Origin of the sequence: Rhodococcus sp. DN22 (assembly GCF_036669995.1) — a bacterium.
In the GTDB taxonomy this organism is placed as follows: domain Bacteria; phylum Actinomycetota; class Actinomycetes; order Mycobacteriales; family Mycobacteriaceae; genus Rhodococcus_F; species Rhodococcus_F erythropolis.
This window is the reverse complement of record NZ_CP133326.1, coordinates 5,050,954-5,073,614: the sequence shown is the minus strand read 5'-3', so window position 1 is coordinate 5,073,614 and position 22,661 is coordinate 5,050,954. Positions and strand designations below refer to the sequence as shown.

17 protein-coding genes are annotated in these 22,661 nt (G+C 62.0%); 8 read left to right on the top strand and 9 right to left on the bottom strand.

The window, feature by feature from the left end:
* Nucleotides 1-185: 185 nt before the first annotated feature.
* Entirely contained in the window at nt 186-3,641 is a 3,456-nt protein-coding gene (locus RA302_RS23140; RefSeq protein WP_030535292.1) for an indolepyruvate ferredoxin oxidoreductase family protein, read from the top strand.
* A gap of 94 nt (nt 3,642-3,735) precedes the next feature.
* Here the strand turns inward: RA302_RS23140 and RA302_RS23135 are convergent, their stop codons facing one another.
* From RA302_RS23135 to RA302_RS23125, 3 genes are all read right to left on the bottom strand, one after another.
* A complete protein-coding gene (locus tag RA302_RS23135; RefSeq protein WP_003940243.1) occupies nt 3,736-4,395 on the bottom strand; it encodes an LppP/LprE family lipoprotein in 660 nt (219 codons plus the stop codon).
* A gap of 93 nt (nt 4,396-4,488) precedes the next feature.
* Entirely contained in the window at nt 4,489-6,156 is a 1,668-nt protein-coding gene (locus RA302_RS23130) for an amidohydrolase (RefSeq protein WP_030535293.1), read from the bottom strand.
* Between the two features lie 16 nt (nt 6,157-6,172).
* Nucleotides 6,173-7,423, bottom strand: coding sequence for an MFS transporter (locus tag RA302_RS23125; RefSeq protein WP_030535294.1), 1,251 nt, complete (start codon nt 7,421-7,423; stop codon nt 6,173-6,175).
* 216 nt (nt 7,424-7,639) lie between these two features.
* On the opposite strand from RA302_RS23125, the gene RA302_RS23120 reads away from it, so the two are divergent.
* Nucleotides 7,640-8,269 (top strand): TMEM175 family protein, encoded by a 630-nt coding sequence (locus tag RA302_RS23120; protein ID WP_030535295.1) that lies wholly within the window; start codon nt 7,640-7,642, stop codon nt 8,267-8,269.
* On the opposite strand, the gene RA302_RS23115 is transcribed toward RA302_RS23120, so the two are convergent.
* Nucleotides 8,266-8,844: a CGNR zinc finger domain-containing protein gene (locus RA302_RS23115; protein ID WP_030535296.1), complete on the bottom strand. Its 579-nt coding sequence runs from the start codon at nt 8,842-8,844 to the stop codon at nt 8,266-8,268. The two genes, RA302_RS23120 and RA302_RS23115, sit on opposite strands and share 4 nt — an antisense overlap.
* Nucleotides 8,845-8,952: 108 nt before the next feature.
* Between RA302_RS23115 and RA302_RS23110 the strand changes: the two genes are divergently transcribed.
* The 4 genes from RA302_RS23110 (at nt 8,953) to RA302_RS23095 (ending at nt 14,117) form a co-directional block, all read left to right on the top strand.
* The gene (locus RA302_RS23110; protein ID WP_030535297.1) at nt 8,953-9,855 is read left to right on the top strand and encodes an NAD(P)-dependent oxidoreductase; all 903 of its coding nucleotides are present in this window, start codon (nt 8,953-8,955) and stop codon (nt 9,853-9,855) included.
* The gene (locus RA302_RS23105; protein ID WP_030535298.1) at nt 9,852-11,051 is read left to right on the top strand and encodes an MFS transporter; all 1,200 of its coding nucleotides are present in this window, start codon (nt 9,852-9,854) and stop codon (nt 11,049-11,051) included. Before RA302_RS23110 ends, RA302_RS23105 begins: the two co-directional genes overlap by 4 nt.
* A 12-nt stretch (nt 11,052-11,063) precedes the next feature.
* A complete protein-coding gene (locus tag RA302_RS23100; protein ID WP_030535299.1) occupies nt 11,064-11,579 on the top strand; it encodes a hypothetical protein in 516 nt (171 codons plus the stop codon).
* A gap of 114 nt (nt 11,580-11,693) precedes the next feature.
* On the top strand, nt 11,694-14,117 hold the full coding sequence (locus RA302_RS23095; protein ID WP_030535300.1) for an ATP-dependent Clp protease ATP-binding subunit: 2,424 nt from the start codon (nt 11,694-11,696) through the stop codon (nt 14,115-14,117).
* 49 nt (nt 14,118-14,166) lie between these two features.
* Here the strand turns inward: RA302_RS23095 and RA302_RS23090 are convergent, their stop codons facing one another.
* From RA302_RS23090 to RA302_RS23070, 5 genes are all read right to left on the bottom strand, one after another.
* Nucleotides 14,167-16,059, bottom strand: a complete 1,893-nt coding sequence (locus RA302_RS23090; RefSeq protein ID WP_230587451.1) for an FAD/NAD(P)-binding protein — start codon at nt 16,057-16,059, stop codon at nt 14,167-14,169.
* Nucleotides 16,060-16,235: 176 nt separating this feature from the next.
* Complete coding sequence (gene fahA / locus RA302_RS23085) at nt 16,236-17,426, bottom strand: fumarylacetoacetase (RefSeq protein WP_338478137.1); 1,191 nt, start codon at nt 17,424-17,426, stop codon at nt 16,236-16,238.
* Nucleotides 17,423-18,292, bottom strand: a complete 870-nt coding sequence (locus tag RA302_RS23080; protein ID WP_030535303.1) for a hypothetical protein — start codon at nt 18,290-18,292, stop codon at nt 17,423-17,425. The genes fahA and RA302_RS23080 overlap by 4 nt, the downstream gene beginning before the upstream one ends.
* The gene (locus tag RA302_RS23075; protein ID WP_030535304.1) at nt 18,289-19,488 is read right to left on the bottom strand and encodes a homogentisate 1,2-dioxygenase; all 1,200 of its coding nucleotides are present in this window, start codon (nt 19,486-19,488) and stop codon (nt 18,289-18,291) included. Before RA302_RS23075 ends, RA302_RS23080 begins: the two co-directional genes overlap by 4 nt.
* Before the next feature lie 109 nt (nt 19,489-19,597).
* Complete coding sequence (locus RA302_RS23070; RefSeq protein ID WP_003939926.1) at nt 19,598-20,149, bottom strand: MarR family transcriptional regulator; 552 nt, start codon at nt 20,147-20,149, stop codon at nt 19,598-19,600.
* 104 nt (nt 20,150-20,253) lie between these two features.
* Here RA302_RS23070 and RA302_RS23065 point away from each other — a divergent pair, with 104 nt between their 5' ends.
* Nucleotides 20,254-20,868 (top strand): TetR/AcrR family transcriptional regulator, encoded by a 615-nt coding sequence (locus RA302_RS23065; protein ID WP_030535305.1) that lies wholly within the window; start codon nt 20,254-20,256, stop codon nt 20,866-20,868.
* Nucleotides 20,869-21,041: 173 nt separating this feature from the next.
* Entirely contained in the window at nt 21,042-22,640 is a 1,599-nt protein-coding gene (locus RA302_RS23060; RefSeq protein WP_030535306.1) for an ABC transporter substrate-binding protein, read from the top strand.
* The last annotated feature ends 21 nt before the right edge of the window (nt 22,641-22,661 follow it).

Here is a 22,661-nt window from a genome sequence, read left to right as displayed (position 1 = left end):
CAACTGATTGATTCGATGACCTAGGTCACGTGATTTGGCTCACAAATTGTCAATTTGAATAGTTGAACAAGCCTCTGTTGACGCTTTCACACACCTCGACCACGATCATCTGAACAGATCGAGTTACGCGGTTGTTGAAAATGCACGGTAGTTGAAATGCACTGCAGACGGAACGGTGGTCCACGATGACTGAACTGGTGTCGGGCGTAGCCCAGGCCAAGCCCTATGACCTCGATGATCGGTACCGGTCGGGATCGGGACCGGTGTTGCTGACCGGTGTTCAGGCAATTGCACGCGGCTTCGTCGAGCAGCACGTTCGCGACATTCGGGCAGGTAAGCGTATTGCCACCTTCGTCTCCGGTTACCAGGGCAGCCCCCTCGGTGGCGTCGATAAGATGCTTCACGGCATGCCCAAGGTTCTCGCCGAGCACGACATCACCTTCATCCCTGGCTTCAACGAGGAGCTCGCCGCCACGGCGGTATGGGGAAGCCAGACGGATCTCCCTGCCGGAACCGCGACCCACGACGGCGTGACCGGCGTCTGGTACGGCAAGGGCCCCGGCGTCGACCGCGCTACCGACACCATTCGCCACGCCAACATGTACGGCGTGAACCCCAAGGGCGGCGTCGTCCTCCTGGTGGGCGACGACCCCGCGTCGAAGTCCTCCACGGTTCCGGCCGTCAGCGAGCGCTCGCTTGCCGCGATGGGCGTGCCGGTTCTCTTCCCACGCAATGCCGAAGAGATCATCACGATGGGTATGCACGCCGTTGCTCTCTCGCGTGTCTCCGGTTGCGTCGTAGCGCTGAAGATCGTCGCCGACGTCGCAGACGGTGCCTGGACGATCGACGGCAGCATCGCGGACTTCGACATCGTGGTTCCGGAAGTGCAGTTCGAGGGCAAGCCCTTCGTCTACAAGCAGCGTCAGATGGCCGCGCCGCCGGACAGTGTCATCGCCGAGGCCGATCTGTACGGCCCGCGATGGGATCTTGTGCACGCGTACGGAACTGCCAACAACCTCGATGTGATCGAGGTCAACCCCTCCGGTGCGAAGATCGGTATCGCCGCCACCGGTACAACTTTCGACTCCGTCCGTCAAGCTTTGGCAGACCTCGGCGTCGATGATGCCGCACTGCACCGCGCCGGGATCCGTCTCCTTCGCATCGGAATGTGCTACCCCGTCGTGGGCGAGAAGATAAAGGAGTTCGCCGAAGGCCTCGAGCAGATCGTCGTGGTCGAGGACAAGACCGCGTTCATCGAAGCTCAGATCCGGGAAGTCCTGTACGGCACCGACGATGCCCCTCGCATCATCGGCAAGCGTGACGGCCAGGGCCGTCTGCTCATGCCTGCCAGTGGTGAACTGACCGCAGGCCGGCTGCTCGCCCCGTTGCGCCGCGTACTGAAGCCGCACGTCGAGCTCAAGCGCACCCTCCCGGCCCCGCTGTCGCTCAACGTGCTTTCCGCCAAGCGAACCGCGTACTTCTGCAGCGGGTGCCCCCACAACCGTTCCACCGCTATCCCCGAGGGTTCCATCGGCGGCGGCGGAATCGGTTGCCACACACTCGTCACCATGTCCGGCCGTGAGGACAGCGCTGTCACCGGCCTGACGCAAATGGGCGGCGAGGGCAGCCAGTGGATCGGGCAGGCACCGTTCACCGACGTGCCTCACCTGTTCCAGAACATCGGCGACGGCACCTTCTTCCACTCCGGTCAGTTGGCTGTCCAGGCATGCATCGCCGCAGGCGTGAACATCACCTACAAGTTGCTCTACAACGAAGTAGTGGCGATGACCGGTGCACAGGACGCGGAAGGTGCCCTCTCCGTTGCTCAGCTCAGCCACAAGCTGACCACCGAGGGCGTCAAGCAGATCATCATCTGCGCCGACGAGCCTTCGCGTCACAACAAGCGCGCTCTGGCCAAGGGCACCAAGCTCTGGCACCGCGATCGCCTCGACGAGGCCCAGAAGGAGCTTCGCGAGATCAAGGGCGTCACAGTGTTGATCTACGACCAGCACTGTGCGGCCGACGCTCGTCGCCAGCGCAAGCGTGGCACGCTGCCCACTCGCAACACTCGCGTCGTCATCAACGAGGCAGTGTGCGAAGGCTGCGGTGACTGCGGTGTGAAGTCGAACTGCCTCTCGGTCCAGCCCGTGGACACCGAGTACGGCCGCAAGACGAAGATCGACCAGACGTCCTGCAACACCGATTACACCTGCATGGACGGCGATTGCCCGTCGTTCGTGACCGTCGAATTGGTACCGGGCAAGAAGGCTCCCAAGGCCGCACGTCCCGCCCCGCCCGTCGTCGCAGACCCCAATTTCGGACCGCTCACCAGCACGCAGAACGTTTTCCTCGCGGGCATCGGCGGCACCGGCATCGTGACCGTCAACCAGGTGCTCGCAACGGCTGCACTGCGCGCCGGCCTCGAGGTGGAGAGCCTTGACCAGATCGGACTGAGCCAGAAGGCCGGACCGGTTGTCTCGCACCTGCGTTTCAGCTCCAGCGCGCTCGAGCCGTCCAACCGCCTCACTCCGGGCAGCGCGGATTGCATCGTCGCCTTCGACCTGCTGACCGCGACGGACAACAAGAACCTCGACTACGGCAACGCCGAGAAGACGGTCTCCATCGCCTCGACGTCGCAGACGCCGACCGGAGACATGGTCTACGACAAGGCTGTTCGCTACCCCGAGGAGACGTCACTCCTCGCCCGTCTCGACAAGGTGTCGCGCACCCTGCGTTCGTTCGACGCACTCGCCGCGGCGCAGGAGTTGTTCGGTAACACCGCAGCAGCCAACTTCCTGCTGATCGGTGCGGCCTACCAGAGCGGCGGACTTCGTCTGCCGGCAGAGGCCATCGAAGAAGCGATCGGCATCAACGGCGTTGCCGTGGACGCGAACATCGCGGCATTCCGTTGGGGTCGTGCAGCAATTGCCGACACCGCAGCGTTCTCGGCCGTCACCACGCCGGCCAAGTCCGTCCGCGAACCCGTTGTCGCACCGGCTCACATGTTCGCCGGAACCACCTTCACCGGTGAAACCCTGCGACTGGTGGAACTGCGTGCGGCGCAGCTCATCGAGTTCCAGTCCGTCAAGATCGCCCAGCGCTACATCGATCAGGTTCAGGCAGTCTGGACCGCCGAACGTGCCGCAACCGAGCGGACCGATTTCAGCGAGGCTGTTGCCCGCGGCCTCTTCAAGTTCACCGCGTACAAGGACGAGTACGAAGTTGCTCGTATGCTGGTCGACCCCGCATTCATCGAGGACGTCAAGTCTCAGGTGCCGGCCGGGGAGAACCTGACCTACAAGCTCCACCCGCCGATCCTTCGAGTGATGGGCCGCAAGAAGAAGATCGGTCTCGGACCCAAGTCGCATGTTGCACTGAAGGTTCTGGCCAAGGGTAAGAAGCTTCGCGGTACCAAGCTCGACCCCTTCGGCTACATGCACGTCCGCAAGGTCGAGCGTGAACTGCTCGCCGAGTACGAGGCCATGATCGCTGACCTCTCTCGTACGCTCGCAACCGACGGATACGATCGCGCCGTCGAGATCGCGGCACTGCCGGACGTGGTTCGCGGTTACGAAGACATCAAGCTCGGCAACATCGAGCTGTACAAGACTCGCCTGCGCGAACTCGGTGTCGGTGAGTAGGAGCGCCGGCGAGTAGATCGAACAAGACTGTGCCCCAGTGACCGTCGTCGCTGGGGCACAGTTGCATTCAGGGCCTTCTCGGACCCAGGCAGGTTCAGGAGGGCGGGAACTGGCCGTCGGCAACCACGGCGCTGCCGTTCCACGTGAAATTCACTATGTTCGGTCCGCCTTGGGGACAGCAGAATGCATCGTCGTCCAGCAGCCAACGGTATTGGACGGATACCGAATCCTTGTTGCTGTCGATGACGTGTGTGTACGAGTACGGCTCACTGGTAGCCGTGCCCAGGTATGTTCCGTCGTGGAAGAACAGGACGTGTGACTGGTAAGTCGCATCGCCGACGCCGTCGCCGTCCACCGAAACCCAGAGCAGGTCAGGACAATTCCCGATCTGTTCTTCGCTCGCGGATCTCGGTATCCAATTGCCCCCGTTGATGTCGGTGCCCAGCGTGCCGATGGCGTCGGTGACGAGCGAGGAGCCGACGTCGAGACAGGGACCCGAAGCGGGGATTGCTGTCGTAGTCGCCGTCGTGGATGCATTTGTGCGGGTGTTCGATTGTGGCGGGGGAGAGCTCGCTACCGTCGTCTCGGTTTCGTTTGCCGTCGATGTCGCCGACGCCGTTGAACTGGCTGCCGTGGAACTCGCCGCCGCTTCAGGTGTTCCTTCGGTCGACCCACAACCGGCGACCGTCAGGGCAGTGGCCGTCACCAGTGCAGCGGCTGCGACGGCGGCCGAAATCGGAGCTTTCCTGCGCATGCGTCCTCCAGAGTGTATGGGTTCACGTGTTCAAGTCCCTCCTTCGTTCTGTCGCCGGGCCGCGTGCGTGCGTTATCGAACAACCGGTAACGATCAGCTATCGGACTCGGTGTTCCGTGCTTCGGTGCTCTTGGCCCCGGCCGCGTCGTATCGCACGGATCCAGCAACGACGGTCATCGCAATCTCCGTGGTCAGGAGAGAATCGACCCCTTCGGTGAACGGATCTTGTTTCAGTACGACAAAATCGGCTGCTTTACCCCGAACCAGCTGGCCGGTCACATCTTCCCACCGGCACGAGTAGGCAGCGTCGCGAGTTGCGTGAGCCAGCGCGTCCGCGAGGGGGAGTGCGTACTTCGGCAGGTTGGGTGCCAGTGACGGATCGATTGCGGATCGACGGGTGGTGGCGATGAACATGTTCGGCAGCGGCGGGTGGGGAGCGGTCGGAGCGTCCGAACCCAAGGCCAGAACCGCTCCGGCCTCGGTGAATTCAGGCCAGGGGTACGCGCGATTCACCCGGTAGTCGCCGAGCATCGCCTGCCAGTTCTCCTGGATTGCAGGGTCAGCGTGAACCGGTTGCATCGAGGCGATGATTCCCAGGCGGGCAAGCCTTTCGACGTTGTCCCGGGTGATGGACTCCAAGTGTTCCATTCGGTGCCTGCGGGGAATGTCTCCGTTGGCGGCGATCGCGTACTCGAGTGCCGTCAAACCGATCTCCGACGCCTCGTCGCCGATCGCGTGCATCGCGATCTGCAGGCCTGCGGCGTCAGCGGCTGTCACGACGGGGATCAAGGACTCGAGATCCCAGATGGGCTCGGCGTTGGTGCCGTCCGAGTACGGCTCTTTCATTGCGGCAGTGCAGCTGTCGATCACACCGTCGATGATGATCTTGATTCCGGCGATACGGAGCCACGGACCTTGGACGCGCTCGTGGAGTTCGATCACGTCGTGAACTTGTCCGACGTTGTCGGCCTCGTTGTCCTCGCGGGTCATCAGCCAGTGAGCCGCGACACGCAGCGGCAGTGTTCCGTCTCCTGCGTCCAATGCTCTTTCCAGCGAGGCTAATTCGTCCGCGCCGAGTGCCATGTCGACCGCACCGGTCACGCCGTCCTCGAGATAGTGGCGGAAGGCGAGAGCGAGGGCGGCGTCCCGGTCTTCGTCGGATGCGAGCTCCGCCAGTTTCGGCCAGACGTAGAGCATCATGGCGGTCTCGTACAGCATTCCGGTGGCTTCTCCGGTGTCCGGATCCCGGCCGATACGACCGCCGATCGGATCGGGAGTGTCCGCGTCGATGCCGAGTTCTCGCAGTGCTGCAGTGTTCACCCAGACCGAATGTACGTCGTTGGCGTCGAGGTACACCGGGCGATCGGGTACGACGGCGTCGATCATCTCTCGCGTCGGGTGCCCTCCATCCAGCGCGGAGAACAACCAACTGCGACCCAGCAGTCGTGGTGCGTCCGGGTTCGATTCCGCGAATTGCTTGATGCTGGACTGAATGTCGGCGAGATCGGTGGCATCACGCAGATCCAACTTCTGCAGCGCGAATCCCATCATGACCAAATGTGTATGTGCGTCGACGAAACCGGGTAGCACGACGGCGCCTTGGAGATCGATCACCTCGGCGTCGGGTGCCAGGATATCGGCATAGACGGTTTCGCCCACGAATCTGAGCTTGTGGTCCTCGACGACTATCGACTCGGCCCATCCGTCGTCGGCAGCCGTGAAGATCTTTCCGTTGCGGTAGTGAGTGATGCTGTCATTCATGACTTCTACGTGATCCTTACGCGATGACGGTAGTAGTGATGGCGGCGCTGTGGTGACGATACGCACCTTCGGTACGTGCGGAGAGTCGGGAAACCAAGGCGAACGGGACCAGTAGAACGAAGCTGATCCCCGAGATGATGACTCCGAAGGTCGGATACCCGAGGCCGGCCGTCACCGAAGTTCCGAACAGCGGCGCGAACGCAGAGCCGATGAGGTAGGTGCCCAGTAGTGGCGCCGACCATCGGCCGGCCGCGTCGAGCGCGGCCGAGATGGCAACCAGGACGATGAACGTGGCCGCGTAGATCGTGTTCCAAGCGATGACCACTACCAGGTAGATCGTGGGATCGGTGGTGAGGCCGGCAGACAGCTTCAGAATTGCCCCGAGTATCAGTAGCACGGAGATCGATACTGTCCGACTGACCCGAGAACCCAACGCGGTCAAGGTAACAGCCGCGAGCACACCACCCGCCGTTGATGCGCTCAGTGCGAGACTCATTTGTTGATCCGAGAGCCCGGCGTGCTCGGAACCCATGATGCCCAGTACTGCCCACAACGAGTCCTCGCTGATCGCCCAGACTGCAAGCATCGCGAGAAATGCGGTTCCGGCAAAAGTGAGTCGTTTCGCGCTGACCCCGGCGGGGAGAGCTGTGGTCGTATTGGCGGACTTCGCCGTCTCCGGCGACTCTTTCACCGGGGACGACGGCAACCAGGTGACCGTTGCTGCGGTAGCCAGTGCCAGGACTGCGACGATGCCGAATGCGTTGGTCATGTGTGTGCCGAGGATGGGTATGAGAGCGAGGACGGCTGTGACGACGACACGGTTCACGAGGCCGCTGATGCTTGACGCCCGGTCCGGGTTCGTGAGCGCGGCCAGTGCCGCTCCGCCAACGGATGCGGATCCACCAGCGCCGATACCGCCGACGATGATCGCGGCGCATGCGATCGTCGTGGACGGTGCGATGGCCGCAACGCCGAATGCGGCTGCCATTGCCATCAGGCTGACGCGGCCGAGGAGATGGCGATGCCGCCCCGAAGCGATACGGGTGGTGACGAGGCAGATGACGGCGCAGACCAGCAGCGATGCGGTCAGAACGGCACCGGCAGCGGATTCGGTGACACCGAGGTCCTCGACCATTGCCACGATCATCAGGGGGATGAGGTTCGCGGTAATGAACCCCATGACGCCGATACTGAAGACGGCAATACCGCGGTTGGCGGTGAGTGGAACCCGGTCGGACTGCGTATTCGTCGAAGCGTTGATCGGCACTAGGGCAACCCCATGTCCTGAAGGGGGTGGCTGAACCGACCCCTGGTGTCGTGATGCGAGTCACTTAATGAATGTGATTCGTTAAGTATGGGGATGAGCTCCGCCACGGTCAAGAGATCTAACGAATTTGATTCGTTAATTGTATGTTTCCGGATACCTGCTTCCGGAAAGTGGCGTCGCCGGTCTGTTTCCTGTTGTGAGGCTTATGCTTCCGCAATGGCTGAGATTGCGGAACGCACCCGCTACTTCGAGCGCTACGTCACTTTCATCGACGCGATTGTCGCCATTGCGATCACGCTGCTCGTACTGCCGCTGGTCGAACTCACCAGTGACCACCACGGCACCACGTCAGAACTGCTGCGCGATCACGCTGCGCAGTTCTACTCGTTCGCCCTGAGCTTTCTGGTGATCTTCCGGCTCTGGTGGTCGCAGCATCGGCTGCTTCGTTTTGTGGTCGACGCGGACAAGGTGGTCGTTCGCGGACTGGGGTTGTGGGTGATGACCATCGTGTTCCTGCCCTTCCCGACAGCGCTCGTTGCAGCGCCGTCGCAGGATCTCGGGACCAGGGCTCTCTACATCGGGACAATGGCAGCCAGTGCTGCGTGCCTGGCGGTGGTCGCGTGGGGTCTGGTTCGCAACCCGTCGTTGAGCGAAGAGAATGCGAAGCCGCATTTCACCGCTGAAATCGTCACTTTCCTGATCATGGTGGTGGCGCTGCTCGTCAGTGTGCTCGTTCCGGTGACGTCGTACTTCCCGCTGTTTCTTCTCCTGCTGTCGACGCCGATCGAGAAGCTGTGGAACCGAGTGGCGGCGAAATGGAGTCGCGGTGAAGGTGAGATGAGCTAGTCGGCGCGAGCGGTCATCGCGGATTTCTTGGCTTTGTTTCCGCAGATGTTCATCGAGCACCAGCGTCGGTTGTTGCCGCGACTGGTGTCGACGTAGAGGCCGGTGCACCCGTCGCCCTGGCAGGCTTTGACGCGGTCCCGGTCGGCTCCACCGAGCACCGCGATCGCGTCGGCAGCCACTATCGACAAAGCGTCGCGGATCGGATTGTCTCCGGCTGATTTCCAGAGGGCCCGGCCACTCTCGAGGGCGAGGTGGGCATCACCGAGCTCGGATGCGGTGTTGACGATCCCGACATCGGTGCGTGAGGCACGGCGGTTCTCGCACACGGCGGTTCCGATGCGATGAATGGCCTCACGTAAATCCTGCGCGCCGCGGAGGTCGTCTTCTGTCGCGGTTGCGGGGGCGTCCATCAGATCGTTGGCGCGTAACCATAATTCGAGTCGCTGCGGGCTCGTGAGTCGTTCGAACCTCGAGCCGTTCCGATTGGTGAGGGTGGCGGTGAAGCGGAAGGCGAGCGTGTCGTTGTCGAGTCGAAACACGTCCCGAGCGGATTGATCAGCTCCTGCTTCGTTCACTTTTGTCCTCCTTCGTGGCGAACCATCTCAACCGGTTCGACAGCAACTGTACCCGTGTGAGAGTCTTGAACCGTCTTAGATGGTTCAGCACTTTCGAGAGGGAAATCCATGACTTCTGTTTCCGTGGTCGGCTTGGGCGCGATGGGTCGTCCCATCGCTCGAAATCTACTGGGCGCAGGCTTCGACGTGACGGTGTGGAATCGCAGCCCTGAAGCGGTAGCCGAACTGGTCGAGGAAGGGGCGATCGGCGCGAAAACCGTTGCCGAGGCATTCCAGTCCGGTGTTGTGCTGTCGATGTTGGCAGATGATTCGGCCGTGTCTTCGGCCATTCTGGATCCCGCCGTCCTCGCATCCGTTCCGAGTGGAACCGTGCACGTCAACATGGCCACCGTCAGCGTCGACCTTGCCAAGTGCGCCGCCGCACTGCACGCCGAGTACGGCATCGGGTACATCGCGGCGCCGGTGTTCGGACGCGTTTCTGTTGCTCAGGCTGGCCAGTTGAACATCATCGCCGCCGGCGACAGTTCCCTCCTCGAGCGAGTGCAACCCTTCCTCGACGTCATCGGTGCTCGCACGTGGCCACAAGGTGAGCGTCCGGAGCAGGCCAACATCGTCAAGATCATCGGCAATTACCTCATCCTCGCCGCGATTCAATCCTTGGGCGAGGCAATCACATTGGGGGAGAGGTCAGGTGTGGACGGAAGCCAACTCGTAGAACTGCTGACCTCGACGATCTTCCCGGGGCCGGTCTACTCCAGCTACGGAAACCTCGTCGCGACGCGTCAGTACGAGCCTGCAGGATTCACCACAGCTCTGGGCCTCAAGGATTTGAGGCTTGCGCTCGACGCCGCCGACAGCGTCGATCTGGATTTGCCGTTCGGTGGCGTACTTCGAGGCGTGCTCGCTCAGGCTCTGGCGAACGGTCAGGGCGAGATGGACTGGGCGTCTATTGCAGAACTGGTCCGTTCCGGCCAGTCGGGTGAAGGCAGTCCCGAAACACCGACGAGGTGAGCTCGAACTCGGACGGGACGGCGACTTCGGCACTGGCGGAGACCGATTCCGTCCGGACACTACCGCTGGCCGGGTTGTCGGCACTCGCAATGGCAGGCTTCATAGCGATCACAACCGAAACCATGCCGGCCGGACTACTGGTGCAGATCAGGTCAGGGTTGTCCGTATCAGTCTCCGGCGCAGGGCAATTGGTCACCGCATACGCATTGGGTTCCGTCGTCGGGGCGGTACCACTGATCGCATTGACCCGAGGATTGCGACGGCGTGCTGTCCTGGTGTCGGCGATTCTGGGGTTCGGTGTCTTCAATCTGGTGACAGCGCTTTCGTCGAATCCGGTTCTCACCTTGGGTGTTCGGTTTCTGGCCGGTATGGCGGCAGGTGTGGTGTGGGGGTTGCTTGCCGGGTACGCACGCAGGATGTCGCCCCCTCACCTGCAGGGGCGGGCCGTTGCGGTTGCCTCCGTCGGACAGCCGATCGCGTTGGCAATCGGCGTTCCGATGGGGGCGTGGCTCGGGACCCTGGCCGATTGGCGCGTCGTCTTCGCCGTGATGTCGGTTGCTGCGCTACTTCTGGTCGCGTGGATACTCACGGTGATGCCGGACTTTCCCGGGCAACAAGCGGATCGGCAGCTGCCGGTGCGGAAAGTCCTGGTCCTGCCTGGCGTACGACCTATTCTGTTTGTCGCGTTCTTGTGGATCCTCGCGCACAACATCGTGTACACGTATCTGGCGGCGTTTCTGGATCGCATCGGTTTCGGCGATCGGTTGGGAATCGTCTTGTTCGTGTTCGGACTTTTCGCCTTCGTGGGCATCGGTGTGGTCGGGGTGTTTGTCGACCGGGCCCTTCGAAGTCTCACCGTGCTGAGCTTGGTGGTCTTTGCCGCAGCTTTGACGGCGTTGGGCGTCGGCGGTGACAGCTTCGCAGTGATCGCACTCAGCGTTGCGGCATGGGGCGTGGCATTCGGAGGCGCTCCCACTCTCCTTCAGACGGCGCTCGCGGATACGACGGGCGACGCTGTGGACACTGCGCAATCGGTTTTCGTGACGATCTTCAATTCGGCGATCGCAGCGGGCGGCGTCGTAGGCGGGCTGATCTTGGCGGACAGGGGTGCGGGAGCATTGCCGTTGGTTTCGCTGGTGCTGATCGTCGTCGGTGTTCTTGTGGCCAGTATCCGACAATTCGGACATAGCTTGTGATTCACTTCACGCATGCGAAAGTCATTGCTGGTGGTTGCGCTCGTTGCTACGTGGTTTGTCGCCGGAGCGATGCCCGCGGGGGCTGCGGATGCGAATTGGTCCGGTGATTACTCGCTCAAGCGTTTCGCCGCGACCAAGACGGGCACAAGTCTGGCCGCCAGCCAGTGGGAGCCGGATTTCTCCGATACCTACACGTTCGAGACGGATTGCTCGAGCGGAGTCTGTATCGCCACAGTGGTCGGCGGTCCGGCTCCCGCCAATCCGACGTTGCCGCAGCCTGCTCGATACACCTGGGACGGAACCAGTTGGGTGCACCCCTATGACTGGGAGTGGGATTGCTACCAGGGGGAGGGCGTGCCCAAGGTGTGGGCAGCGGCGCACTCCGAGGCGTATTACACGCCTCAGCCCGATGGCAGTCTGAAAGGTTCGTGGCGTACCGACATCAAGAGTGGTCCCTGCGCGGGATCGGTGATCATGCGCGTCGAGGCGTACCCGGTCGGTCGGTCTACCGGATCTTTCGGTAGTTGAGAACGATCGGCGACTGGATGGTGTTGAAACAAATCTGAGGCGGCGGGAATTGATCGAGCCCCATGCACGTTAATTGAGTCAGTAACGCTCAACTTTCTGCAAGGAGGCTTCGGAATGCCAGCATTCTTCGGGCCCGAGGGTCCCGGTCGCATCGATATTTCCCGGCTCATGAGCAGGGCCACCCAGCAACTCATGGCTGACGCTGCACGTGTAGCGGCTGCTCGCGGTGATTCGGATCTCGATGCACTGCACGTTCTCCGCGTCATGGCGGAGCAGGATCCGGTCCGCACGCTCATGCAGCGCGCCGGAGCCGACCCGAAATCCGTGGTCGACGCCGTCGACCTGCGGCTGCCACAAGGCCGTGAGCAGGGGGCCTACTCTGCTCCTGCGCTCAGCAGCGCCGTCAAAACTGCACTACTCGAGGCTCATCAACTGGCCCGAGCCCTGGGATCGACGTACATCGATCCCGAACATCTCTTCATCGCACTGGCCGGTGACCCCGATCATGTCCCGGGTCGTCTGCTCGCTTCGGCCGGCATCACGCCGGAGAAGCTGCAGGCAGCGGTTCAGAATCCCGCAGCCGGTCCAGTCGAAGACGAGTCCACCACACCGACGCTCGACAAGTACGGCATCGATCTCACCGATCGCGCCCGCAACGGCGGCGTCGATCCGGTGATCGGCCGCGCCGACGAGATCGAACAGACCATCGAGATCCTCTCCCGCCGCACCAAGAACAACCCGGTCCTGGTGGGTGAGGCCGGCGTCGGCAAGACTGCCATCGTCGAAGGACTGGCCCAGCGCATCGTCGACGGGGATGTCCCGGAATCGTTGGTGGGGAAGAAGATCGTCCAGCTCGAACTCTCGAGCATGGTCTCGGGTACCCGTTACCGCGGTGACTTCGAGGAACGGCTGACCAAGGTGATCGACGAGATCACCGCACACAAGGACGAGCTGATCGTCTTCATCGACGAGATGCACACCATCGCCGGTGCCGGAGGCGGCGCCGAAGGTGCGATGGATGCCGGAAACATCCTCAAGCCCAAGCTCGCTCGCGGTGAACTGCACATCGTCGGCGCCACCACGCTCGACGAATACCGTAAGAACATCGAGAAGGATCCCGCGCTCGAGCGGCGCTTCCAGCCCGTACAGGTCGGAGAGCCGTCGATCGAGGACGCGATCGCCATCTTGAGCGGCCTGCGCAGTCGGTACGAGGATCATCACAAGGTCCATTACACCGACGAGGCGATCACCGCTGCGGTAGAGCTGTCGGCACGTTACATCGGCGACAGGTTCTTGCCGGACAAGGCAATCGACCTGATCGACCAGGCCGGCGCCAGGCTTCGCTTGAAGACGGCCACGGTAGACACCGCTGCGCTGCAGCAGCGTCTCGAGCAACTCGAGAGCGACAAGGAAAAAGCCGTCGCCGACGAGTTGTACGAGAAGGCGTCGACCCTGCGTGACGAGATCAACGGCGTCGCAAAGCGTCTCGAGAAGGCAGGATCCTCGGTTCCTTCCGAGGAAACGCCGGACGTGACCGCTGAACAAATCGCCGAAGTTGTCGCTCGCGCAACGGGTATTCCGGCAAGCCAGATGACTCAGGCGGAGAAAGATCGCCTGCGCCGTCTGGAAGAGGAACTGCACGGTCGTGTCATCGGGCAAGATGACGCCGTTCGCGCAATCGCGCGTGCCGTGCGTCGTAGCCGGACCGGTATGAGCGATCCGGATCGTCCCGTCGGTAGCTTCCTGTTCCTCGGACCCACTGGCGTCGGCAAGACGGAGCTCGCAAAAGCTCTGGCTGCCACACTCTTCGGAGACGAGAACAAGATGCTGCGCTTCGACATGAGTGAGTTCGGTGAGAGGCACACGGTCAGCCGATTGGTCGGTGCTCCTCCCGGATACGTCGGCTACGGCGAGGCCGGACAGCTCACGGAACAGGTGCGTCGTAACCCGTACTCGGTGATCCTGCTCGACGAGATCGAGAAGGCACACCCGGACGTGTTCAACACCTTGCTCCAGGTGCTCGACGACGGGCGTCTGACCGACGGTCAGGGTCGGACGGTGGACTTCAAGAACACCGTCGTGATCATGACCAGCAACCTCGGCTCGGACATCATCTCGAGCAAGTCCGGTGGACTCGGCTTCACCACGGGTGACGCAGAGTCGGCGGAGAAGCCACTGCGCGACCGCGTGATGGCCAGGTTGCGCGAATCGATGCGGCCGGAGTTCCTCAACCGTATCGACGAGATCGTGATCTTCCGCAAGCTCGACACCGAGCAACTGCACCGGATTACTGATCTGCTGCTCGACGACAGCCGGAAGCGGCTGCAGTCCAAGGGCATCGAGATCGAGTTCACCGCCGACGCAGTGGACTGGATCGCCGAGCACGGGCATCAACCCGAGTTCGGGGCTCGCCCGTTGCGTCGTTCGATTCAGCGTGTGGTCGACGACAAGATCGCCGACATGCTGCTCGACGATCTCCTCGAAGAGGGCGGCAGTATCACCGTCGCGGTTGACGAGGGTGAGTTGGTGTTCAGCTAGGGGACAGCCCCCTGTGAGCGGTTAGGGAGTCCCAGGACTCCCTAACCGCTCACAGGCGCGTAGCGCCCAAAATCTCCGCCGCCAGGGCATCGTTGTGCCGGAAGAACCCTGCATTGGTACGGGGACGAGGGAAAGCCGCCGACCAGTTGTGGCCTGCAACCCACGGCCCTGCGGCGAAGCGGCGAGGATGTGCAGTGTTGTCCTGAAGAAGAATTCGTGACGTGCCGTCGACCGCGAGCTTCGCCGAACTGTCGGCGGTGGCACGTAGTTCGACTGCCTCGCCCCGACGGTGAAGCGTCCGCAGAAGCAAGTCACCGCTCGCGCTGATGGACGCAACCGGCAAGCGTGCTTCGACGAGGGTGTTCGCGGCCACGATGTCGGTGTGCGACGCACTGCGCGCGACAAAGATCCCAGCCCCCGTTGCCGGGTCGATCTCGGTGGAGAACACCGAATCCGGCCCGAGGAACTGGACGATGCCCGCCTCGTTGAGGGCGATCAACTGTTCCAGTCGCTCGGGTGGCGGACCACTGGCGATGAAGCTGAAGAACGAATGAAGCCAACCCTCGACGTCCTTGGCGACGGATTCGGCCGGGATTCTGCCGCGCCGCAACAATTCTCCGACGGTCATGTACGTCGACAGCAGCGCTGAGAAGACAGCCGCGTCGGCGCTGAAATACGGGTCCGACCTCCGCGCGACATCTGCCGAGATGTATTCGGTGATCCGGGATTGGACCTCGGCAAGCCCGTCGTAGCGCTCACCGCCGAGTGGGCGGTTCAGCCGCTCGAGATCGATACGGTCTTCCGGCTTCGGGACTGCGTTCTCGACCAGTTCATGCAATCGAGGCGATCCCCAGGCCAGCGAGGCGAATTCGGCGTCGAACTCCTCCCAGGTGCCCACTGTCCGATCCGGGTGAGATGCGAACAGCTCGTGATAGTGGGCGCCTGCCAGTTCTTTCGACGCCAAGGGCCAGATGTCGTTTCGGAAATCCAACGGTCCGTCGCCGGGAACGAGATCAGCGGTGAAGAACCGCGGTAGCGGTGGCCGTGCGTCAGCGATCGAGTACGAAATCTTGGAGTGATATGGCACTCCGCGACGAGATCCGGCATACAACAGGGGTTCCCGACCCGAGGGAGCGTAAGTGAGGATGCCGTCTTCACCGCGTTCGAAGATGCCGCCACGGCTCTCGGCGAGGAGAACCATCCAGTCGATGAAAGCCAGCCCGAGTCCGGCGATCAGAACCGGTTCGCCTTCGGGAATGACATCGGCGTCGAGGTCGGCAGTGTAGCCCGGACCCACATACGTCAACCCGTGATCGGACGCGAAGCTGGTCAGCGCGGTTTCACGTGGGGCAGGCAACGCATCGGGGTGCCCTTGTGCGAGAAGGACGGTCGTCGCGTCGATGACAGCTCCGTCGTCCAGATGAACCGTCTGTGTCTCGCCGACGTTCACGATGTCGACCACGGATCGTCGATGAACTCGAACGTCGACGTGCGCTGGCGCGGAGTCGACTGCAGTCTCGAACACCCAGTTCAGGTATCGGCTCTGCAGTGACCTCGATGCAAACGACGACGGGGTGATCGTCGGAACTTCTGCTGCGATTTCTGGGAATTCGGCAAGCTCAGCCGAGCGCTCGGCGACCCATTCCGCGAGGGTCGGACCCGGCAGCACCGGGCCGATCACGGCGGTGGTCTCGTCGGTGAACATCGTGACGTCCGCTGTTGTCGAATTCATCCACAGAAGCGGCGCCTGGCTGCCTCGCCAAATACGGCCGGCGCCTGCCGGATACGGGTCGACAACGTGAATGTCGATCGGTGTGGGATCGGCGTTCACCGATTCGTGAGCGAGGATCCGCTCGAGTACGCCGGTCCCGCGGGGTCCACCACCCACGATCACGATGACAGCTGCTGTCCCCACTGAGGTACGGGGTCGATCGCCTGGCACGAGTCCTCCATCGGACCTGGCAGAAAGCACCCGCACCTCAGCAGAGGGGGTTGCTGCGACGTCACGGAGCCAGGACTCTCGATCGCTCTGGATGGTTAGTCCAGCTTATCTTCGGAGAATCGTGAGGCAAGGAATTCCGGACATCAGATCAGCGTGAATCAAACAGTTGTCAATCACTATCTTTCGGTTTGCGTTGCAGGCAGGATCCGAGCGTGAACATCCCCGAAGCCGATTCGTGATCCGCCGGCGCCGGGAGCGGTGGCTGAGATGGCGATGGTGTCGCCGTCTTCGAGAAAGGTACGGGTCTCGGAGCCCACAGCTACGGGTTCCTTGCCGCCCCACGTCAGCTCGATGAAGGCGCCGTGCTGATCTTTGTCCGGTCCGGAAATGGTTCCGGACGCGAAGAGATCGCCGGTGCTCGCTGCTGCGCCGTTGATGGTGGTGTGCGCGAGCATCTGCGCAGGCGACCAGTACATCTGGGCGTAGGGCGGCCGGGAGACGACGTGACCGTTCCATTCGACGGCCAGGTCGATGTCCAGCCCCCACTTCTCTTCACCACGCAGATAGGAAAGCGGTTCGGGATCCTGCACCGGAGTGTCGATTCGGGCTGCTTCGAGAGCGAGCAAGGGTACGACCCACGGTGAGATGGAGGTCGCGAAACTCTTCCCCAGGTTCGGACCGAGGGGCACGTACTCCCACGCCTGGATGTCTCGGGCAGACCAGTCGTTCACGACCACGGCGCCGAAGACGTACTCGGCAAATTCGTCCGGGGTGATGGAATCGCCCATCTTCGAGGGAGTTCCGACGATGAACCCCATCTCGGCTTCGATGTCGAGGCGCCGGGACGGTCCGAAGTCCGGGCTTTCCTGATCGGGTGCCTTCCGCTGTCCGCAGGGACGAACGATGTCGGTGCCGGAGACGACGACGGTGCTCGAGCGCCCGTGGTATCCGACGGGAAGATGCTTCCAGTTCGGCATCAAGGGGGCTGCGTCCGGGCGGAACAACCGCCCGAGGTTGGTTGCGTGATTCTCCGAGGCGTAGAAGTCGACGTAATCGGCCACTGCGATCGGCAAATGCATTGTCACCGAATCAACGGAAAACACTGCATTCGAGTCTATTTCGCTAGTCACGAGCTCCGTGATCCGGTTTCGCACCGATACCCACTGATCTCGTCCCTGAGCCATGAACGCGTTCAGAGTCGGTTCGGAGAAGACGGAATCACCTAGTGTCGCTGCGAGATCGACCACCGATTCGGCGACGCGCACACCGACACGCGGTAACCCTCCCGCGGGGGAGAAGACCCCGTACGGCAGATTGTCGAGACCGAACAGTGAGTCGGCGGGAATGTCGATGGTCGTGACAGTCATACGAGAGTTCCTTCGGTTTTGTCGGAGCGGACGATCAACCCGAGGCCTTCCAGCTCGGTCAGAGGGTCCGAGATGCTGCAGGTACCGAACGAGAGGAATCGGCGACGCACCTCGCCGGCCTCGTCCTCGGTGAGGTCGGCCAGGGCTTGCGCGATCGATTTTCCATCGCGCTGAGACAGTGCAGCAACAATTTCCGAACGATCGGCGCCCCGCCTCGCCGCGTCGACGGCCACCATGATGTTGAGGAAGCCGTGTTGCTCGAAGCCTGTTTCCGGATCGGTGTTGCGCACACCGTGGTGCAGTCCCGCAGTCGCCTTGAACGGGATATTCGCTCGGACAACGGATATCACCGCATCGGCGAGCTCTTCCTCGTTCGGGTACGCCTCGGCGACAATCCCGCCGGTGCGAAACTTTGCGGAATGCCCGGCAGTTTCGAGAGCTGTGAGATAGCCCGCGCGCCGATCACCTCGAGGCACCTCGACAAAAATGTCGACGTCGGGATGAGCGGCATGGACACGAGAGAGTTCCTCGAAGGCCGCATCGGCGTCCAACCCGTCAGGAATTCCCACCTCGACGGCGGCGACGTGAACACCAGGGATGGCGAGCGCGTTCGAGAGTGCGGCCGCCGTTTCGGATGGGCCGGCCGGCACGGTCAGACTCAGCGTCACCGGGCTGTCCGCTGAAACGTACGCAGCCAGTTCGCTCAGTCGCGGCGCGGGAAAAACGAAAGGCCCGACCAGTGCGTCGTAATCTGCCTGCAGGTAGGCGGCGTGGGCCGGAATTGCCTCGGCGAGAGGAGCATTGCCGGGTGGGAAAAGTGCTGCGTCGTCGCACAGGCCGCGCAGGAGTGGGGAGATGATCGTCATTGCCGAGGCCCCCGCCCTGCCCAACTCCAGGCGTACGCTTCGTCCTCGCAGGCAAGGGCTCCCTCACCCAATTCGAGGGGCCGGAACGTATCGACCATCACGGCGAGCTCGTCGAAGAACTCGGCGCCGATGCTCCGCTCGTAGGCGCCGGGTTGTGGTCCGTGGGCGTGGCCGCCGGGATGAATCGATATCGAACCCTGACCGATGCCGGAACCCTTGCGCGCCTCGTAGTCACCGCCGCAGTAGAACATGATCTCGTCCGAGTCGACGTTCGAGTGGTAGTACGGCACCGGGATCGACAGGGGGTGGTAGTCGACCTTGCGCGGAACGAAGTTGCAGATCACGAAGTTGTTTCCCTCGAACGCCTGGTGGGCCGGCGGCGGTTGGTGAACACGGCCCGTGATCGGCTCGTAGTCGGAGATGTTGAAGGTGTACGGGTACAGGCAGCCGTCCCAGCCGACGACATCGAAAGGGTGCGTGGGATAAACCATTCGGGTGCCGACGATGCCCGCCGACGTTCGGTGCTTGACCAGTACCTCGACGTCGGTTCCTTCGGCGATCATGGGCGCGATCGGTCCGTGCAGGTCTCGTTCACAGAACGGTGCGTTCTCGAGCAGCTGGCCGAAGCGGGAAAGATAGCGCTTGGGCGGGACGATGTGACTGTTCGCCTCGATGGCGTAGGCACGAAGTGGCTTGTCACCCTTGGGGATCCATCGATGCGTTGTGGACATCGGGATCAGGACGTAGTCACCTTCACTGGCCTCGAGTGCACCGAAGACGGTCTCGACGGTCGCCTCGCCAGATTCGATGTAGACCATCTCGTCGCCGATTGCGTTGCGATACAGGGGAGATGGCGCTGCCGCAACGACGTAGGACAATCGCACGTCGGCATTTCCGAGGATGAGACGACGGCCGGTTACCACGTCGGTCTCGTTCCAGGTGCTTTCGGGAAACAGCGTGTGGAGTTTCAGATGGCGCGGTTTGAGGGGATGGTTGGGGGTTGTGCTCTGATCGCGCAGTTCCCAGACCGTTGCGTCGACGATGGCCGACGGGATCTCGCGGTGGTACAGCAACGAAGAATCCGAGGAGAAACCTTCCTCTCCCATCAGTTCTTCGTAGTAGAGGTTGCCGGACTCGTCACGGTGTTGGGTGTGACGCTTCGGTGGGATGTTGCCGAGTTGTCGATAGAACGCCATGACGGGGCTCCTTCTGTGCTGTTCTGCCTGGCTCACCTCCACCAGATAGTAAACACATTAACTAAAATGATGTGATGAGCGCAACCCTCCAAGGGGGTTGGGGTCTATGTCAGTTACGTCCGCGTACGTCGAACTGGCTGCGGTTGGTGATCAGTTTGTCCAGGAGCATGACAAGAATTCGCTGTTCGGCCTCGCTCAGGACGCTGACCCAGGCGTGTTCGCGTTCGTTCTGCTCGCGAAAGGCTTCGACCATGGCTTCTCGGCCCTTGTCGGTCAGGTACAGCTGGACGGAACGGCCGTCGTTCTCGGTGGGCCGCCGATCGATCAATCCGTCTGCCAGCAGCGACTTGGACAGATTGGAGACCGCTGCCCTACTCATGCCGGTGAGCTCGGCGGCAGCCTTCGGCTCGATCGGACCGGCCAGCCAGGTGACGAACAACAGCCTGAAGGAGGACCATGACCAGCCGCGAGGGCGGTGGATCGACGACTCGAGATCGTAGGTGACCACGTTGGAAGCCCGATTGAGTGTCAGTAGTACCTCGGTGGCCAGCTGGTCGCGAAAGCCGTGTTCGGTGGCCAGTCGCTTGTTGGCCAGTTCGATGAACGACCAGAAGTTCAGCACGCCGACGGTTGGCTGGTCATCGGTTGTCCGGTCAGTCATGGACTAACCCTAGCGCGATCTGCAGTTGATTAATCCGTGTATTAGATCTCGGGGTTACGATGAAACTTCGCAACCCGGCACTGCGGTCAGGATTCTGAACTATCGTGACGCGCGTGACTGCGCGCAGCGACGAGTTTCCCTTGGACGTCGACCTCATGTCGGTGGGGCAACTCGAGCGGAGAGGACGACTGACCACAGCGGTGGTCGAGATGCTGGCCGAGATGCCGTCGGATCGAATCCAGATGAAAGACGTCTCGGAGCGTTCAGGCGTCGCACTCGGAACGCTGTATCGCTACTTTCCGACCAAACAGCAACTTCTGGCTGTGGCGATGACGGCGTGGAGCGGTCTCGAATCGGTCCGTCGTCCTGAGAAGTTGCGGGCAGACGGTGGCGAGAACAACGCGTACGAGCGGGTTCTGGCACTTCATCGCCGCGAGATGAAGGCATTCGAGCGTAGGCCCTACTTCGCTCGGTTGGAGATCGAACTCCATTCGTCCTCGGATCAGTTCGTGATCGAGTCGTTGGATCTGCGCGCAGCGGCACATCGGAGAATGCTGTTCGAGTTGATGGACGGCGTCCCGGCCGAGACGGCGAGGGTTGCGGCCGTGGCAATAGGCGGCACGATGTTGACGGCCCTTGCGCTGTGGACCAGTGGCCGGATCGGATTCGCAGAGGCCCAGCGGAACGTCGAAGACGTCATCGGACTGGTAATTCGCTGAACGGTTGCAACCTAGAATTCAGTTCTTGTTTCTGCTGTCATGAACGCGAATTATCGCTTCGGCTTTGTGAAAACGAAGACGCAGGACGAGACCTTACCTAGAATTCACTTACAAATATGTCGGGTGTCCGATCCAGGGATCGACGTATCCGTGAACTGTGAAAGTGAGTCGCAATGAAGCGCTCGTACCGAGTCCGCGCTCGAATCTGGATGGTTGTCCTGGCGTCGGCGACGCTGGTGGTGACGGGGTGCGCCGGTAGCAGCCAAGGTACGACCACGGATGCATCGGACGTGACGGTCGGAGTTGTCGGTGACCAGAACAACGGGGGAGAGCCGCGATCGGGTGGCACCGTGTCGTTTGCCACCTACAACGGGATCAGCAGTCTCGATCCGGCTGACCGTCAGGACGGCGGCGCTACCGGTGGTAGCGAAATGGCAGCCATCTACGACCTTCTCATGCGCTTCGATACGTCGGCGGGCGAGTATGTTCCCCACTTGGCTCAGTCGTTGTCGGCCAACGGCGACAACACGGTGTGGACACTGAAATTGCGCGACGGCGTCACCTTCAGCGACGGCACTCCGATGGACAGTGCGGCAGTCCTGTGGAGCATCGATCACTATCTGCAGAAGAAGGGAACTCACGCGCTGGTGTGGAAGACCGCTGTGCGCGAGACGAATTCACCGGATCCGAGTACGGTCGTCTTTACATTGGCGCAGCCGTGGGACGAGTTCCCGATCATGTTCACCACCGGTCCCGGCATGATCGTCGCGCCCTCGTCGATGGCTACCGGCACGTTCACCCCGATCGGGGCAGGCCCGTTCACCGTCGAGAAGTTCGCCTCCCAGGACGAATTGGTGCTCGCTGCCCGTCCGACGTACTGGGACGGGGCGCCGTACCTCGAGAAGTTGCGCTTTCCGGCAATCGTCAACGAGAAGAGCAAACTGGAAGGATTGCACACCGACGGAATCCAGGTTGCCTATCTGAAGTCTCCCGACTTCATTCACGAGGCTTTCGAAGCCGGTGATCCCGGATTTGTGTACTCGGCCAGCATGGCCGGAGTTCTGGCAATCAATCAGCGCGACGATCGGGCAGCGAAGGACGAGCGCGTGCGTAAGGCGATTGTCGCTGCGGTGGAACCGAATACGTTCAACGAGCGAGTTCAGGGCGGCTTCGGCGAACCCGGCACCGACATGTTCGCGTCGTGGTCGCAGTGGCACGGATCGGTGGCCGGGAACGGCTTCGACCCCGAGGCGGCCAAGAAGTATCTCGCCGAGGCGAAGGCGGACGGTTACGACGGAAAACTGACGTACGTCGGGATGAACGATCCGGCGACGCAGCGCAGCGCACTGACGTTTCAGTCGCTCTTGCAGGCAGTGGGTTTCACGGTCGACATCACCTACGCAACCAGCATCAACGATCTGATTTCCATGCTGTACGCAAAGCATGACTACGACGTGTCCTACTTCGCGTTCAACGTGCTGGAAGAGTCACCGTTCGTGCGTATGTACGGCAACCTGTTCAGCGAATCGCCGTCGAACATCCTCGGTTACAAGAACGCTCGGATGGACGAGTTGCTCGGCAAGCTGCAAACAGCGTCGGGCGAGGATGAGCGGCGAGCCGTCATCGACGATATTCAGACCGTGGTCAACGAGACGGCGCCGATGGCCGTGGTCAACTCCGGCAAGGTCTTCATCCCGTGGCGCGAGAACGTCAACGGAGTGACCCCGAGTGCGGACGGGATTCTGCTCTTCGGCAACACGTGGTTGAGCTGACCCCCGTGCGCCTTTTTGGTA

Coding starts and splice junctions, on each gene's coding strand:
- RA302_RS23140 (WP_030535292.1), top strand. CDS start 186: ATGACTGAACTGGTGTCGGGCGTAGCCCAGGCCAAGCCCTATGACCTC.
- RA302_RS23100 (WP_030535299.1), top strand. CDS start 11,064: ATGCGAAAGTCATTGCTGGTGGTTGCGCTCGTTGCTACGTGGTTTGTC.
- RA302_RS23135 (WP_003940243.1), bottom strand. CDS start 4,395: ATGCGCAGGAAAGCTCCGATTTCGGCCGCCGTCGCAGCCGCTGCACTG.
- RA302_RS23075 (WP_030535304.1), bottom strand. CDS start 19,488: ATGGCGTTCTATCGACAACTCGGCAACATCCCACCGAAGCGTCACACC.
- RA302_RS23110 (WP_030535297.1), top strand. CDS start 8,953: ATGACTTCTGTTTCCGTGGTCGGCTTGGGCGCGATGGGTCGTCCCATC.
- RA302_RS23070 (WP_003939926.1), bottom strand. CDS start 20,149: ATGACTGACCGGACAACCGATGACCAGCCAACCGTCGGCGTGCTGAAC.
- RA302_RS23080 (WP_030535303.1), bottom strand. CDS start 18,292: ATGACGATCATCTCCCCACTCCTGCGCGGCCTGTGCGACGACGCAGCA.
- RA302_RS23095 (WP_030535300.1), top strand. CDS start 11,694: ATGCCAGCATTCTTCGGGCCCGAGGGTCCCGGTCGCATCGATATTTCC.
- RA302_RS23130 (WP_030535293.1), bottom strand. CDS start 6,156: ATGAATGACAGCATCACTCACTACCGCAACGGAAAGATCTTCACGGCT.
- RA302_RS23060 (WP_030535306.1), top strand. CDS start 21,042: ATGAAGCGCTCGTACCGAGTCCGCGCTCGAATCTGGATGGTTGTCCTG.
- RA302_RS23120 (WP_030535295.1), top strand. CDS start 7,640: ATGGCTGAGATTGCGGAACGCACCCGCTACTTCGAGCGCTACGTCACT.
- fahA (WP_338478137.1), bottom strand. CDS start 17,426: ATGACTGTCACGACCATCGACATTCCCGCCGACTCACTGTTCGGTCTC.